The organism is Streptomyces sp. NPDC050564 (assembly GCF_044457265.1).
Classification (GTDB): Bacteria; Actinomycetota; Actinomycetes; order Streptomycetales; family Streptomycetaceae; genus Streptomyces.
In genome coordinates this window covers 253598-267576 of record NZ_JBITGS010000008.1, presented here as the reverse complement: position 1 = coordinate 267576, position 13979 = coordinate 253598, and the positions used below count along the sequence as shown (strand labels likewise).

13 protein-coding genes and 1 riboswitch are annotated in these 13979 nt (G+C 68.4%); of the genes, 12 read left to right on the top strand and 1 reads right to left on the bottom strand.

Going from position 1 to position 13979, the window contains the following annotated elements; all coding sequences use genetic code 11:
* From hpnH to ACIBK0_RS15535, 6 genes are all read left to right on the top strand, one after another.
* On the top strand, positions 1 to 1023 hold the full coding sequence (hpnH, locus tag ACIBK0_RS15560; protein ID WP_399079760.1) for an adenosyl-hopene transferase HpnH: 1023 nt from the start codon (positions 1 to 3) through the stop codon (positions 1021 to 1023).
* Positions 1024 to 1027: 4 nt separating this feature from the next.
* Positions 1028 to 2185: a flavodoxin-dependent (E)-4-hydroxy-3-methylbut-2-enyl-diphosphate synthase gene (gene ispG, locus ACIBK0_RS15555; RefSeq protein ID WP_399079757.1), complete on the top strand. Its 1158-nt coding sequence runs from the start codon at positions 1028 to 1030 to the stop codon at positions 2183 to 2185.
* A 28-nt stretch (positions 2186 to 2213) separates the two neighbouring features.
* A complete protein-coding gene (gene dxs / locus ACIBK0_RS15550) occupies positions 2214 to 4148 on the top strand; it encodes a 1-deoxy-D-xylulose-5-phosphate synthase (RefSeq protein ID WP_399079755.1) in 1935 nt (644 codons plus the stop codon).
* On the top strand, positions 4145 to 5545 hold the full coding sequence (locus ACIBK0_RS15545) for an aspartate aminotransferase family protein (RefSeq protein WP_399079753.1): 1401 nt from the start codon (positions 4145 to 4147) through the stop codon (positions 5543 to 5545). The genes dxs and ACIBK0_RS15545 overlap by 4 nt, the downstream gene beginning before the upstream one ends.
* Positions 5546 to 5694: 149 nt before the next feature.
* The gene (locus ACIBK0_RS15540) at positions 5695 to 6339 is read left to right on the top strand and encodes a helix-turn-helix domain-containing protein (protein WP_399079751.1); all 645 of its coding nucleotides are present in this window, start codon (positions 5695 to 5697) and stop codon (positions 6337 to 6339) included.
* A 32-nt stretch (positions 6340 to 6371) separates the two neighbouring features.
* A complete protein-coding gene (locus ACIBK0_RS15535) occupies positions 6372 to 6488 on the top strand; it encodes a DUF6126 family protein (RefSeq protein ID WP_369252793.1) in 117 nt (38 codons plus the stop codon).
* Positions 6489 to 6501: 13 nt separating this feature from the next.
* Here ACIBK0_RS15535 and ACIBK0_RS15530 read toward each other — a convergent pair whose 3' ends face one another.
* Complete coding sequence (locus ACIBK0_RS15530; protein ID WP_399079749.1) at positions 6502 to 7299, bottom strand: tyrosine-protein phosphatase; 798 nt, start codon at positions 7297 to 7299, stop codon at positions 6502 to 6504.
* A gap of 195 nt (positions 7300 to 7494) precedes the next feature.
* Here ACIBK0_RS15530 and ACIBK0_RS15525 point away from each other — a divergent pair, with 195 nt between their 5' ends.
* From ACIBK0_RS15525 to ACIBK0_RS15500, 6 genes are all read left to right on the top strand, one after another.
* A complete protein-coding gene (locus ACIBK0_RS15525; RefSeq protein ID WP_399079748.1) occupies positions 7495 to 9564 on the top strand; it encodes an alpha-galactosidase in 2070 nt (689 codons plus the stop codon).
* A 283-nt stretch (positions 9565 to 9847) separates the two neighbouring features.
* Positions 9848 to 10023, top strand: a riboswitch (cyclic di-AMP (ydaO/yuaA leader).
* A gap of 4 nt (positions 10024 to 10027) precedes the next feature.
* Positions 10028 to 10918, top strand: a complete 891-nt coding sequence (locus ACIBK0_RS15520; RefSeq protein ID WP_399079746.1) for a peptidoglycan DD-metalloendopeptidase family protein — start codon at positions 10028 to 10030, stop codon at positions 10916 to 10918.
* 244 nt (positions 10919 to 11162) lie between these two features.
* A complete protein-coding gene (locus tag ACIBK0_RS15515) occupies positions 11163 to 11723 on the top strand; it encodes a hypothetical protein (protein WP_399079744.1) in 561 nt (186 codons plus the stop codon).
* Entirely contained in the window at positions 11720 to 12433 is a 714-nt protein-coding gene (locus ACIBK0_RS15510; protein ID WP_399079742.1) for a DUF6250 domain-containing protein, read from the top strand. Before ACIBK0_RS15515 ends, ACIBK0_RS15510 begins: the two co-directional genes overlap by 4 nt.
* A 145-nt stretch (positions 12434 to 12578) precedes the next feature.
* Positions 12579 to 13364 carry an SGNH/GDSL hydrolase family protein gene (locus tag ACIBK0_RS15505; protein ID WP_399079875.1) on the top strand — a complete coding sequence of 262 codons (786 nt, stop codon included), beginning with the start codon at positions 12579 to 12581 and terminating at the stop codon, positions 13362 to 13364.
* 58 nt (positions 13365 to 13422) lie between these two features.
* A complete protein-coding gene (locus ACIBK0_RS15500; RefSeq protein ID WP_399079740.1) occupies positions 13423 to 13749 on the top strand; it encodes a hypothetical protein in 327 nt (108 codons plus the stop codon).
* Positions 13750 to 13979 lie beyond the last annotated feature (230 nt).

Genomic DNA, 13979 nt, shown 5'->3' with positions numbered 1-13979 from the left:
ATGGCCATGCCGCTTCGGCAGTCCATGAAGGTCGCTGCGTACCTGTTTGAACAGAAGCTCAGGAAGCGGGACAAGTTCGCGCTGCTGGTCGAGTTGGAACCGCTCTTCGCGTGCAACCTCAAATGCGAGGGCTGCGGCAAGATCCAGCACCCGGCGGGTGTGCTCAAGCAGCGCATGCCAGTGGCCCAGGCCGTGGGAGCGGTTCTCGAGTCCGGTGCCCCGATGGTGTCCATCGCCGGCGGTGAGCCGCTGATGCACCCGCAGATCGACGAGATCGTTCGGCAGCTGGTGGCCAAGAAGAAGTTCGTCTTCCTGTGCACCAATGCGCTGCTGATGCGCAAGAAGATGGACAAGTTCAAGCCCTCGCCCTATTTCGCGTGGGCCGTGCACATCGACGGGCTGCGCGAGCGGCACGACGAGTCGGTGGCCAAGGAGGGAACGTTCGACGAGGCGGTCGAGGCCATGAAGGAGGCCAAGCGGCGCGGCTTCCGCGTCACCACCAATTCGACCTTCTTCAACACCGACACCCCGCAGACCATCATCGAGGTCCTCAACTTCCTCAACGACGACCTGAAGGTGGACGAGATGATGCTCTCGCCCGCCTACGCCTACGAGAAGGCCCCCGATCAGGAGCACTTCCTCGGTGTCCAGCAGACGCGGGAACTGTTCAAGAAGGCCTTCGCGGGCGGCAATCGACGCCGCTGGCGGCTCAACCAGAGTCCGCTCTTCCTGGACTTCCTGGAGGGCAAGGTCGACTTCCCGTGCACCGCGTGGGCGATCCCCAGCTACTCGCTCTTCGGCTGGCAGAGGCCCTGCTATCTGATGAGCGACGGGTACGTGCAGACGTACAAGCAGCTCCTGGAAGAGACCGACTGGGACGCGTACGGCCGCGGCAAGGACGACCGGTGCGCCAACTGCATGGCCCACTGCGGCTACGAGCCGACCGCGGTCCTCGCCACCATGGGCTCCCTCAAGGAGTCGCTGCGCGCAGCCCGCGAGACCTTCACGGAAAGCCGCGGGTGACGTCATGACCGCCGTTTCCTTGGGCCTCCCCGAGGTGCCGGTCCGGCCGATCGCGGAGCGCCGTGTCTCGCGGCAGATCCAGGTCGGACCGGTGGCGGTCGGGGGCGGAGCACCGGTGTCGGTGCAGTCGATGACGACGACGCGTACGTCGGACATCGGCGCCACTTTGCAGCAGATCGCGGAACTCACCGCGTCCGGCTGCCAGATCGTCCGGGTCGCCTGCCCCACGCAGGACGACGCGGACGCTCTTTCCACCATCGCCCGCAAGTCGCAGATCCCGGTGATCGCGGACATCCACTTCCAGCCGAAGTACGTGTTCGCCGCGATCGAGGCGGGCTGTGCGGCGGTGCGGGTGAACCCCGGCAACATCAAGCAGTTCGACGACAAGGTGAAGGAGATCGCGCGGGCCGCGAAGGATCACGGCACGCCGATCCGGATCGGTGTCAACGCCGGCTCCCTCGACCGGCGACTGCTGCAGAAGTACGGCAGGGCGACACCCGAGGCGCTGGTCGAGTCGGCGCTGTGGGAGGCGTCGCTCTTCGAGGAGCACGACTTCCGGGACATCAAGATCTCGGTGAAGCACAACGACCCCGTGGTGATGGTCAACGCCTACCGGCAGCTGGCGGCCGCGTGCGACTACCCGCTGCACCTCGGTGTGACGGAGGCGGGTCCGGCGTTCCAGGGGACCATCAAGTCGGCCGTCGCCTTCGGGGCGTTGCTCAGTGAGGGGATCGGGGACACCATCCGGGTGTCCTTGAGCGCGCCGCCGGCCGAGGAGGTCAAGGTCGGCCTCCAGATCCTGGAGTCCCTCAACCTCAAGCCGCGCCGCCTGGAGATCGTCTCGTGCCCGTCCTGTGGGCGCGCCCAGGTCGATGTGTACAAGCTGGCCGACGAGGTCACGGCCGGTCTGGAGGGGATGGAGGTCCCGTTGCGCGTCGCGGTCATGGGCTGCGTCGTCAACGGCCCCGGAGAGGCGCGGGAGGCGGACCTGGGGGTCGCCTCCGGCAACGGGAAGGGGCAGATCTTCGTCAAGGGCGAGGTCATCAAGACCGTGCCCGAGTCGAAGATCGTCGAGACCCTCATCGACGAGGCGATGAAGATCGCCGAGCAGATGGAGAACGACGGCGTCGCGTCCGGAGAACCGGCCGTCACCGTGAGTTGATCAGCACGGACCGAGAGGGGGCCCGAGCGTGACGATTCTGGAGAACATCCGGGGACCACGCGACCTGAAGGCGCTGTCCGAGGCGGAGATCGGTGAATTGGCCGAAGAGATACGGGAGTTCCTGGTGCACGCGGTCGCCAGGACCGGCGGCCACCTCGGGCCCAACCTGGGAGTGGTGGAACTCTCCATCGCGCTCCACCGGGTCTTCGAGTCACCCGTCGACCGCATCCTGTGGGACACCGGCCACCAGAGCTATGTACACAAGTTGCTGACGGGACGTCAGGATTTTTCCAAGCTGCGCGGCAAGGGCGGCCTGTCCGGCTATCCGTCGCGCGAGGAGTCCGAGCACGACATCATCGAGAACAGCCACGCCTCCACGGCGCTCGGCTGGGCGGACGGGCTGGCCAAGGCCCGTCAGGTACTGGGCGAGAAGGGTCATGTCGTCGCGGTCATCGGCGACGGCGCACTCACCGGCGGTATGGCATGGGAGGCGCTGAACAACATCGCGGCCGCCAAGGACCGCCCGTTGATCATCGTCGTGAACGACAACGAACGTTCCTACGCGCCGACCATCGGCGGCCTCGCCAACCACCTCGCGACCCTTCGTACGACGGACAGTTACGAGAAGGTCCTCGCCTGGGGCAAGGACGTGCTGCTGCGCACGCCCGTCATCGGAAACACCATCTACGAGTCGCTGCACGGCGCGAAGAAGGGTTTCAAGGACGCGTTCGCCCCGCAGGGCATGTTCGAGGATCTCGGGCTCAAGTACGTCGGGCCGATCGACGGACACGACGTGGGGGCCGTGGAGTCGGCGCTGCGGCGGGCGAAACGCTTCCACGGGCCCGTGCTCATTCACTGTCTGACGGAGAAGGGCCGAGGCTACGAGCCCGCACTCGCGCACGAGGAGGACCACTTCCACACGGTCGGCGTGATGGACCCCCTCACCTGCGAGCCCCTCGCGCCCTCCAACGGGCCTTCCTGGACCTCGGTGTTCGGCGACGAGATCGTCCGGATCGGGGAGGAGCGCGAGGACGTCGTGGCCATCACGGCGGCCATGCTGCATCCGGTGGGGCTCGGGAAGTTCACCGAGAGGTTCCCCGACCGGGTGTGGGACGTCGGGATCGCCGAGCAGCACGCCACGGTGTCCGCGGCCGGGCTCGCCACGGGCGGGCTCCATCCCGTCGTCGCCGTCTACGCCACTTTCCTCAACCGTGCTTTCGACCAGCTCCTCATGGACGTCGCGCTGCACCGCTGCGGCGTGACCTTCGTCCTCGACCGGGCCGGGGTCACGGGAGTCGACGGGGCATCGCACAACGGCATGTGGGACATGTCGATCCTCCAGGTCGTGCCGGGCCTCAGGATCGCCGCGCCGCGCGACGCCGACCAGCTGCGGGCCCAGCTGCGGGAGGCGGTCGCCGTGGACGACGCGCCGACGCTGATCCGCTTCCCGAAGGAGTCGGTGGGACCGGCGATCGGGGCGGTGGACCATGTGGGCGGGCTGGATGTCCTGCATCGCAGCTCGGAAATCCCGCAGGTCCTGTTGGTGGCCGTCGGTGTCATGGCGCCGGTCTGTCTGCAGGCTGCCGAGCTGCTCGAAGCCCGCGGCATCGGATGCACCGTGGTGGACCCACGCTGGGTCAAGCCCGTCGACCCGTCGCTGCCCGGCCTCGCCGCCGAGCACCGGCTCGTCGCCGTGGTCGAGGACAACAGCCGGGCGGCCGGCGTCGGCGCGGCGGTGGCGCTGGCACTCGGGGACGCCGAAGTCGACGTACCCGTACGGCGTTTCGGCATCCCGGAGCAGTTCCTCGCACACGCCAAGCGCGGTGAGGTGCTGGCCGACATAGGTCTCACGCCCGTCGAGATCGCCGGGCGGATCAGCGCCGGTCTGGCCGTCAAGGATGAGCTGTCCAAGGTCGAGGACAAGCTGTCCATGGATGAGTTGTCCAAGGAGAAACAGGAATGAACGACCCTGCTCAGAAGCGGGAGTTCGACCTCGGCGCGCTACTGGCCGAGCGAGGAGCCGAGCGCTACGAGCTGCACACCAAGTATCTGAACCACCAGCTCCCGCGCATGCTGCACACCATCGGCTTCGACAAGGTGTACGAGCGGGCCGAGGGTGCCCACTTCTGGGACGCGGACGGCAACGACTACCTGGACATGCTCGCCGGGTTCGGGGTGATGGGCCTGGGCCGTCATCACCCCGTCGTCCGCCAGGCGCTGCACGACGTCCTCGACGCCTCGCTCGCCGACCTCACCCGCTTCGACTGCCAGCCGCTGCCAGGACTGCTCGCGGAGAAGCTGCTCGTCCACAGCCCGCACCTGGATCGGGTGTTCTTCGGCAACAGCGGTACAGAGGCGGTCGAGACCGCGTTGAAGTTCGCCCGGTACGCCACCGGGAAGCCGCGGATCCTCTACTGCTCGCACGCCTTCCACGGCCTGACCACCGGCTCGCTGTCGGTGAACGGCGAGGACGGCTTCCGCGACGGGTTCGCCCCGCTGCTGCCCGACACCCCTGTCCCGCTCGGGGATCTCGACGTCCTGGCACGGGAGCTGAAGACGGGCGACGTCGCCGCGCTCATCGTCGAACCCATTCAGGGCAAGGGAGTGCTCGAGGCCCCGCCCGGATATCTGCGCGCCGCCCAGGAGCTGCTGCACAAGCACAAGGCGCTGCTCATCGCGGACGAGGTGCAGACCGGGCTCGGACGGACCGGGGACTTCTACGCCTACCAGCACGAGGAGGGCGTCGAGCCGGACCTGGTGTGCGTGGCGAAGGCGCTCTCCGGCGGGTATGTGCCGGTCGGCGCGACCCTCGGCAAGGACTGGATCTTCAAGAAGGTCTATTCGTCGATGGACCGGGTCCTGGTGCACTCGGCGAGCTTCGGCTCGAACGCGCAGGCCATGGCGGCGGGGCTCGCCGTGCTCTCCGTGATGGAGAACGAGCAGATCGTGGCGGGCGTACGGGCCACGGGGGAGCGGCTGAAGTCCCGGCTCTCGGCGCTCGTGGACAAATACGAGCTGCTGAGCGATGTACGCGGCCGGGGCCTGATGATCGGCATCGAGTTCGGGCGGCCCAAGTCGCTGAAGCTGCGCAGCCGCTGGACGATGCTCCAGGCCGCGCGCAAGGGCCTCTTTGCACAGATGGTGGTCGTCCCGCTGCTGCAACGGCACCGCATCCTCACCCAGGTCTCCGGAGACCATCTGGAAGTGATCAAACTGATCCCGCCGCTGATCATCGGCGAGCAGGACGTCGACCGCTTCGTCGAGGCCTTCACCGCCGTGATGGACGACGCGCACAGCGGGGGCGGGCTGATGTGGGACTTCGGAAAGACGCTGGTGAAGCAGGCGGTGGCGAACCGCTAGCCGCGGTGCTTTTCAGGGGCGGGCTCGCGCATCGAGTCCGCCCTGTTCCCTGCTGTGAGCGCGGTCCGGGCCCCTGGTTCATGCGCTGATCTTTTGCCTCTTAGGCAAGGTATTTGCCTACAAGGCAAGACTGCGGCTCAATGGAGGGCATGAACCCTGCCGAGGGTACGAGCCCTTCCCAGCCGGGGGCGGCCGACGAGCTTCCCGCCGTCGCACCCCAACTGCGTGAGCTGCGCCGCCGTGCCTCTCTGACCCTGGAGGCCGCGTCCCGCGCCGCCGGGCTATCGCCGGCCCACCTCTCCCGCCTGGAGACCGGGCAGCGCCAGCCCTCGCTGCCGATGCTGCTCGCGCTCGCCCGTATCTACGGTACGACCGTCTCGGAACTGCTCGGCGAGACGGTCGCCGAGCGTGACGCGATCGTGCGCGCCGCCGACATGGAGCCGACCGGGGCCGGCGGCTGGACCTACTGGCAGGCCGGTGCCCCGGGGCGGGGCATGCAGGCCCTGCGCGTGCACGTCCCGTACGGCTCGCAGGGCGACATCGTGCGTGTCCACCCCGGCGAGGAGTGGCTGTACGTCCTCCAGGGGCGGCTGCGGCTGCGCCTCGGTGACTCCGCGCATGTGCTCGCACCGGGCGACAGCGCGCACTTCGACTCGCTCACCCCGCACCGCATCGCCGCCGCGGATCGCGGCGGAGCCGAGCTCCTCTTCGTACACACCCTGCTGCAGAGCCCCACCGCCGCGCTGTGCCTCGGCCCGGCGACGGGGCACCCGACCTCGGGAGAGACGTCATGACCGAACCCACGGAACCCGGCACGCGACGGTCCATGGAGGAGCGCTTCCCGCGCGCCCTGTGGATACGGCTGATCATTTACATCGCCGTAGGCCATGTCTTCGCGGCCTTCATCTACCTGCTGTTCACGCTGGGCGCGCAGAGCCACTAGGTCGCTTCGGGGCTCAGTCCAGCAGGCGCTCGCGCAGGCGCTCCCGCAGTTCGGGGGTGATGCGCAGCGCCTGCTCCAGGTAGGGATCGGCGCCGCCCCAGGTCTGCTCGATCGTCTCGAAGGCCGCCGTCAGGTATTCGGCGCGTGCGTCGAACAGCGGGCTGAGCAGCTCCATGACCTCCGGGGAGTACGCGGCGGCCGAGCTGCTGCTGCGGTGCACCTTGTAGCGGCGGTGCGTGGCGTTCGACTCCAGGTAGTCGGCCACGATCGCGTCGCGCTCGACGCCCAGGGCGAGGAGGGTCACGGCTATCGACAGGCCCGCGCGGTCCTTGCCCGCCGCGCAGTGCATCAGCGCGGGCACGCTGTCCTCGGCCAGCGCGTGCAGCACCTGGGAGTGCTCGGCCGTGCGCTGCGCGATGATCGTGCGGTACGAGTTGATCATGCGGTTGGCGGCCTTGCCGTCCCCGAGGATCGAGCGGAGCTGGTCGATCTCGCCGTCGCGGACCATCTTCCAGAACTCAGCGCCGTCGGCCGGGTCGGTCAGCGGAAGATTCACGTTCCGCACGCCCGGCAGCTCGACGTCCGGGCCCTCCAGCTTCTGGTCCGAGGCATTGCGGAAGTCAAAGATCGTGTGGAGGCCCAGGGAGGAGAGGAACGCGGCGTCCTCTTCGGTGGCGTGCGCCAGGTGGCCGCTGCGGAACAGCTGTCCCTGCTTCACGCGCCGGCCGTCCACGGTGGGCAGGCCGCCCACGTCCCGGAAGTTGCGCACGCCTGCCAGCTCGGGCTCGGTCGACGGGACCTGCTGCGTCACTGGGGCTCCTCCCCTTCGGCCGTCGGCGCTGCTCGGCTTGGCTCGGCGGCGCTTGGCGCTTGTGTGCGGGTTGCGCTCTCGACCATACGACATGGGTTCCTGGGGCAATGAGTTGTCCACAGACGTTGCCTTCGAGACACCGGCCCATGATGATGTTGGCGTCTGATCGCACCTGTTCGAATCTGTGGGGGACTGATGATCGAAGTCGGCGTGGACGTTCGTACCTGGCTTCTTTCGGGGCCGACGAGCAGCTACGCACTGCGGCTCACCGAACGCGACGAATTGCTGCACCTGCACTGGGGCCCGCGGATCGCACTCGCCGACGCCGAGGCGCTCGCCGCGCTGCCCGCGCCTCAGTACTGGCCCTTCGAGTCCCCGCTCGACGGGCGCGAGGAGTACCCGGTCGAGGGCGGCCCGCGCTTCGTACGGCCCGCCCTTTCCCTGCGCACGGACGAGCGCCGCGGTACGGAGTGGCGCTTCGAGGCACACGAGACGGAGGGCGACGAGCTGCGCCTGCGTTTCTCGGACTCCGGGCTCGCCATCACGCTGCACTACCGGATGCGCGGCGACGTCGTCGAGCGCTGGGTGACGCTCGCCAACGAGGGCCCCGCTTTGGAGCTGCTGCGCGCGGACTCCGCGACCTGGACGCTGCCGGAGCGCGACGGCTGGCGGCTGTCCCAGCTGCACGGGCGATGGGCGGCCGAGTCCCGGCTCGTACGCGCACCCCTCACCTACGGTGAGAAGGTCATCGGCAGTCGGCGCGGACACACCGGGCACCAGCATCTGCCCTGGGTCGCGCTCGACAGCGGGGCGACCGAGGAGGGCGGCGAGGTGTACGGGTGCGCGCTCGGTTGGTCGGGCTCGTGGCGGATCTGCGTGGCCCAACTTCCCGACGCGCGCGTGCAGATCTCCGGCGGCGCGGGGTATGACGACTCCGGACTGCTGCGCCTGGAGCCGGGGGAGTCGTTCACGACCCCCGTCTTCGCCGGACTGTGGAGCGACGGCGGCTTCGGCGGAGCGAGCCGCGCCTGGCACGCCTACCAGCGCGCGTACGTCATCCCTGACGCGGACGAGGACCGGCCGGTGCTCTTCAATTCCTGGGAGGCCACCACCTTCGACATCTCCGAGGAGCAGCAGGGGGTGCTCGCGCGCCGGGCCGCGGCGATGGGTGTCGAGCTGTTCGTGGTCGACGACGGCTGGTTCGGGGCGCGCACCAGCGACCGGGCCGGGCTCGGTGACTGGACCCCCAATCCGGACCGCTTCCCGGCAGGGCTCAAGCCGCTCGGTGACTATGTGCACGCGCTGGGCATGCGGTTCGGGATCTGGGTCGAGCCGGAAATGGTCAATCCGAACAGCGAGCTCTATCGTGCGCACCCCGACTGGGTGCAGTTCCAACCGGGGCGAATCAGGACGGAATACCGCAATCAGCTCGTACTGAACCTCGCTCGCCCGGACGTTCAGGAGTACCTCTGGGAGCAGCTCGACGGCCTGCTCTCCAGCGCTCCGATCGACTACGTGAAGTGGGATTTCAACCGCTGCTTCACGGACGCGGGTTGGCCCGGCGAGCGCTACCCGCAGAAGCTGTGGGTCGAGCACGTGGAGGCCCTGTATGCCCTGCTCGACCGGCTGCGTGCCGCGCACCCCGGGGTCGCCTTCGAGTCCTGCTCGGGTGGTGGCGGCCGTATTGACCTCGGCATCATGGCGCGTACGGACCAGGTGTGGACCTCCGACAACACCGACCCGCTCGACCGGCTCGCCATTCAGCACGGATTCAGTCAGATCCACCCGGCCCGGATCATGGCCGCCTGGGTCACGGACAGCCCGAACACGCAGCTCAACGGCAGGGTCAGCTCGCTGCGCTTTCGCTTCGTGAGCGCCATGGCCGGGGTGCTCGGCGTCGGTGGCGACCTGAGCGAGTGGAGTGAGCAGGAGCTGGCCGAGGCGCGGGGGTGGGTGGATCTCTACAAGGAGATCCGGCCCGTCGTGCAGCGCGGCGACCTCTACCGGTTGCGGCCCCCGGAGGGTGGGCTGAGTGCGGTGCAGTACGTCCACGGCGATGAGACCGTCGTCCTCGCCTGGCTTCAGGCCCAGCGTCACGGCGAGCCGGTCGCCCCGCTCCGGCTGCGCGGACTCGACCCGACAGAAGCGTATGAATGCCGCGAAACGGGCAAAGTGCACCGGGGTGCGGTGCTCCTGCATCACGGGTTGCGGACAGGGCTGCGAGGGGACCTTGATGCGACGGTTATTCGAATGCGTCGCATGTGAGCGATCTGTCCGAATTGACGCCTTCATCCCAAGTAGCCCTGGAATAAAGCATCGTGGGTAGAGGTGCGTGAGGAGCGTCATATTCGTGACGATGTGTTGCGACCGCCCTTTCTCAATCCGCCCCCATTCCCGGGCGGGTTGAGAGGTCGGAAAGATCGACGATCCACGGAGGGTGACCGGAATTCCGTGATGGATCAAGAAGGGCGTGTGCACAGAAAAGCCACATGGTTGTGAATGCGTTCTCATCTCGCTTACGTTCAGCCTCAATCCGGACGGACGCCCAATCCTGCCGCCGCCCGGAATCCGCACACTCACCCGCATACGGCAGGAGCGGGGGACCCACAGGTTCCGTGCCTGTTCCGGTCTCCGGAACGGCTAGGGGTATAGCCGTGCAATTGCACGGCCGGGCATCTCCAGCCCGCACCCGACAGCTCACCTCGCAGGCGCCGGAGAGGAATTCGTCATGCCCGCGAAGGGTAAGCACCGCCGTCCCAAGTCTCAGCGTTTCACCCGCTCGATCGCCGTGGCCGGAACCGGCGGCGCCGCGCTCGCGCTGCCTCTGATGGGGGTCACCGGCGCCCATGCCGCAACCCCGACGGCCTCCGTCGCGCAGAGCGTCGAGAAGCCCGCGGAGAAGACCGCCGCCGCTCCCGCCGCGGCGAAGAAGGCGGCCGGAATCAAGACGTACGCGGTGAAGGCCGGCGACTCCCTCGTCAAGATCGCCGACAAGCAGCACGTCAGCGGTGGCTGGAAGAAGCTCTACTCCGACAACCGCTCGGTCGTCGGCAGCGACCCGTCGCTGATCCACCCGGGGCTGAAACTGACGATCGGCAAGAAGGCCGCCTCCGGCAGCGCCACCCGGTCGTCGGCCAAGCCGGCGCCTTCGGCCGCGAAGGCCACCAAGGCCGACGTGACCACCAACGCCGCGTCCACCAGCAGCAATTCCGGCTATACCCTGCCCGTCGTGGGCGCGACCGTCGGCACCGGCTACAAGGTGGCCGGCAGCATGTGGTCCAGCGGCTACCACACCGGCGTGGACTTCGTGGTCCCGACCGGCACCACGATCAAGGCGATCGCCGCGGGCACCGTCGTTTCGGCCGGCTGGGGCGGCGCCTACGGCAACCAGGTCGTCCTCCAGCACGCCGACGGCCGGTACTCCCAGTACGCCCACATGTCCTCGCTCTCCGTCTCGGCGGGCCAGACCGTGACCGAGGGCCAGCAGATCGGCCTCTCCGGCGCGACCGGCAACGTCACGGGACCGCACCTGCACTTCGAGATCCGCACCACGCCGAACTACGGCTCGGACGTGGACCCCGTCGGGTACCTGCGCTCGCACGGTGTCGCCGTCGGCTGACGCGTCTCCCTCGCCTCCAAGGGCCGGACCCCACGATCCCCGGGGTTCGGCCCTTGGTGTTTCCTGTGGGATTCATGATCGGCACATTGCGGCCGTATGGCAGGCGTGCGCGAGGTATCGACAGACGTGCGCCAGTGCCCCCACAGTGATCTCTGCAAGCGCTTTCTGCCGCTCCGGAGGTCCCTGCTTCGCCTGGTGGCCGTCCGGCTCGTCGCTCTCCTCGACCGCAAGGGTGCACTGACGCGTGAGACCTCGAAGACTTGGAGTGATCACCGCCGCCGACATCGTCCCGTCCCACCCCGGCTGCGAATACTGGACCTCCACGGCCGACGTCACCCGGCCCGGCGCGGGCCTCTTCAACGTCCAGGACGGCAAGGTCTCCACGACCACGCCCAGCGTCAACTTCCGCATCTGGTGGGACGGTGACAAGGGGTCGGAACTCCTCGACTGCACGCCCGTCGACAAGTGGGACCCGAAGACCGAGACCAGCACGAGGCTCTTCGCCCCCTCGGGCGTCGTCTCGGGCGCCCGCAACGCGACCCCCTTCTACGGTGACGTCCTCGGCGACTGGCGTGAGGAGGTCCTCGCCGAGACGAGCGACCACACCGCGCTGCGCCTCTGCGCCACCACCGAACCGGCGAACACCCGCCTCTACACGCTCGCCCAGAACCCCGAGTACCGCCTCGGCCGGACCGTACGCGGCTATCTCCAGTCGACGTACACGGAGTACTACCTGGGTGCCGAGACCCGACGGGTGCCGAAACCCGCGATCACCTCGACCTCTCGTACGGAAGGTGCCTCATGACGACCCGCAGAGCCTTTGGAGCCCTGGCCGCCGGTACCGCCCTGTCCGCGCTGCTCCCGGCCACCGCCGCGAGCGCCTCGCCGCGCCACCGGCGCGGACTGATCGCCGCCGACGACTTCCGGCACGGGCTCGGCCGGTGGGCCACCGAACTGCAGGACGGCGGCACGGTCACCGCCTCGCGGGGTCTCCTCGAGATGGACGTACCGAGCGGCGCGACGGTCTGGTTCAAGGAGAAGCTCGAAGGGCCGTACGTCATCGAATACACGGCCACCCCCGTCTTCGAAGGCGGGGTCAACGACCGGGTCTCCGACCTGAACAACTTCTGGAACGCCGTCGACGTACGCTCCCCGGACGACCTCTTCGCCACGCCCCGGGGCGGCGCCCTCGCCGAGTACGACTACCTCAAGACCTACTACGTGGGATACGGCGCCAACACCAACACCACCACACGGCTGCGCCGGTACGTCGGCGAGGCCGGCGTCCGTCCGCTGATCTACGACTACACGCAGCCGCTGCTCGTGGCGAACGAGCCGAACCATGTGCGGATCGTCTCCGACGGCTTCGTGGTGCGATGGTGGAACAACGGGCAGTTGGTCTTCGACTACACCGACCCGCAGCCCTACATAAGTGGGCACTTCGCGTTCCGCACCGTGTGGAGCCACTTCCGGATCGCCGACTTCCGTGTGTGGCGGCTCCCTCAACGCCCCTGAGCAGGGGCTTATTCCGGAATTGGACAATACTTTAGGCGTGGCTTATCTCACCATCCGTCAACCCTTGCCTACGGTCGCGTAGCTCACATCCGAAGGTGAATCATGGGCCGACGTGGCAGACGATTCGAAGAGTGACAACAGATCAGTGATCGGGTCGTACGTGGCGGTGGGGGACAGCTTCACCGAGGGCGTCGGCGACCCCGGTCCTGACGGGGCCTTCGTCGGTTGGGCCGACCGGTTCGCGGTACTTCTCGCGGACCGTCGGCCAGAAGGCGACTTCAACTACACCAATCTCGCCGTACGCGGCAAACTTCTCGACCAGATCGTCGAGGACCAGCTCCAACGCGCCAAGGAACTCGCGCCGGACCTGGTCTCCTTCTCCGCGGGCGGCAACGACATCATCCGGCCCGGCACCGACCCCGACGAGGTCGCGGAGCGCTTCGAGCGCGCGATCGCCGAACTCACCTCCACCGTCGGCACCGTCCTGGTGACCACCGGCTTCGACACCCGTGGCGTACCCGTGCTGAAGCATCTGCGCGGCAAGATCGCCACCTACAACGGACATGTGCGCGCCATCGCGGACCGCTACGGCTGTCCGGTACTCGACCTGTGGTCCCTCAAGACGATCCAGGACCGCCGTGCCTGGGACGGCGACCGGCTGCATCTGTCGCCCGAGGGGCACACCCGGGTCGCGCTCCGCGCCGGCCAGGTCCTCGGCCTCGACGTACCCGCCGACCCGGACCAGCCCTGGCCGCCGTTGCCGCCGCGCGGCACGCTCGAAGTGCGGCGCGACGACATCCACTGGGCGCGCGAGTACTTGGTCCCGTGGATCGGGCGGCGGTTGCGCGGGGAGTCGTCGGGGGACCATGTGGCGGCCAAGGGGGCCCTCTCGCCCGACGACATCAAGATGCGGATCGAGTCGGTGGCCTGAGTCCGGCGTTCTTACAAGCCGGCACGGGCCCGAACCGGTCCGGTTTCCGGCTCGACCGGTGAGGCGACAGCGCGGGAGTGGTGCGGGGCGGGGAGCGGTCGGCGGTGCTGGGATCACCGCGAACCGCCCCGACGTCCCGGAGGGCGGCCCCCGATGGAGAACTCCGCATGCCCGCCCTCCGCGCTTCCACCGCAATCGCCGTGACTCTCTCCTCGCCCTCACCCTTCCGCAGGCCGCGACCGCACCCGCCTTCGCGCTGCCCGCCCCCTCCCACCCGGTGCCGGTTTCGGTGACCGCCTTCGATCAAGCCGCGACGGGGGTCCCGGTCGCCACCGGCGAGATCCGGGACACGATCACGGTCACGGCGGTGTATGAGCTGGACTGAGCCGGAGGGGCGACGGGCGAGTTCCTCCAGGGTGGCAGGCCCTTCAGGGACTTCAGCAGGGTGACTTGCCCGGTGGCGGAGAGAGGTTGGCGGACATAGTCGTACTGCCCGGGTGGCAGAGGCGCATTGGTGGTCGCGTAGGTACCGCCCGGGTGGTGGAGGCGTGCTGGTGTTCGCGTTCGTACCACGCCGGCGGTGAAGGCACGCCGGTGGCGGCCGGCGTACCCCGG

Bases quoted from the DNA above. Each gene is read 5' to 3' on its own strand.
- hpnH (WP_399079760.1), top strand. From the start codon at position 1: ATGGCCATGCCGCTTCGGCAGTCCATGAAGGTCGCTGCGTACCTGTTT.
- ispG (WP_399079757.1), top strand. From the start codon at position 1,028: ATGACCGCCGTTTCCTTGGGCCTCCCCGAGGTGCCGGTCCGGCCGATC.
- ACIBK0_RS15545 (WP_399079753.1), top strand. From the start codon at position 4,145: ATGAACGACCCTGCTCAGAAGCGGGAGTTCGACCTCGGCGCGCTACTG.
- ACIBK0_RS15540 (WP_399079751.1), top strand. From the start codon at position 5,695: ATGAACCCTGCCGAGGGTACGAGCCCTTCCCAGCCGGGGGCGGCCGAC.
- ACIBK0_RS15535 (WP_369252793.1), top strand. From the start codon at position 6,372: ATGGAGGAGCGCTTCCCGCGCGCCCTGTGGATACGGCTGATCATTTAC.
- ACIBK0_RS15525 (WP_399079748.1), top strand. From the start codon at position 7,495: ATGATCGAAGTCGGCGTGGACGTTCGTACCTGGCTTCTTTCGGGGCCG.
- ACIBK0_RS15520 (WP_399079746.1), top strand. From the start codon at position 10,028: ATGCCCGCGAAGGGTAAGCACCGCCGTCCCAAGTCTCAGCGTTTCACC.
- ACIBK0_RS15510 (WP_399079742.1), top strand. From the start codon at position 11,720: ATGACGACCCGCAGAGCCTTTGGAGCCCTGGCCGCCGGTACCGCCCTG.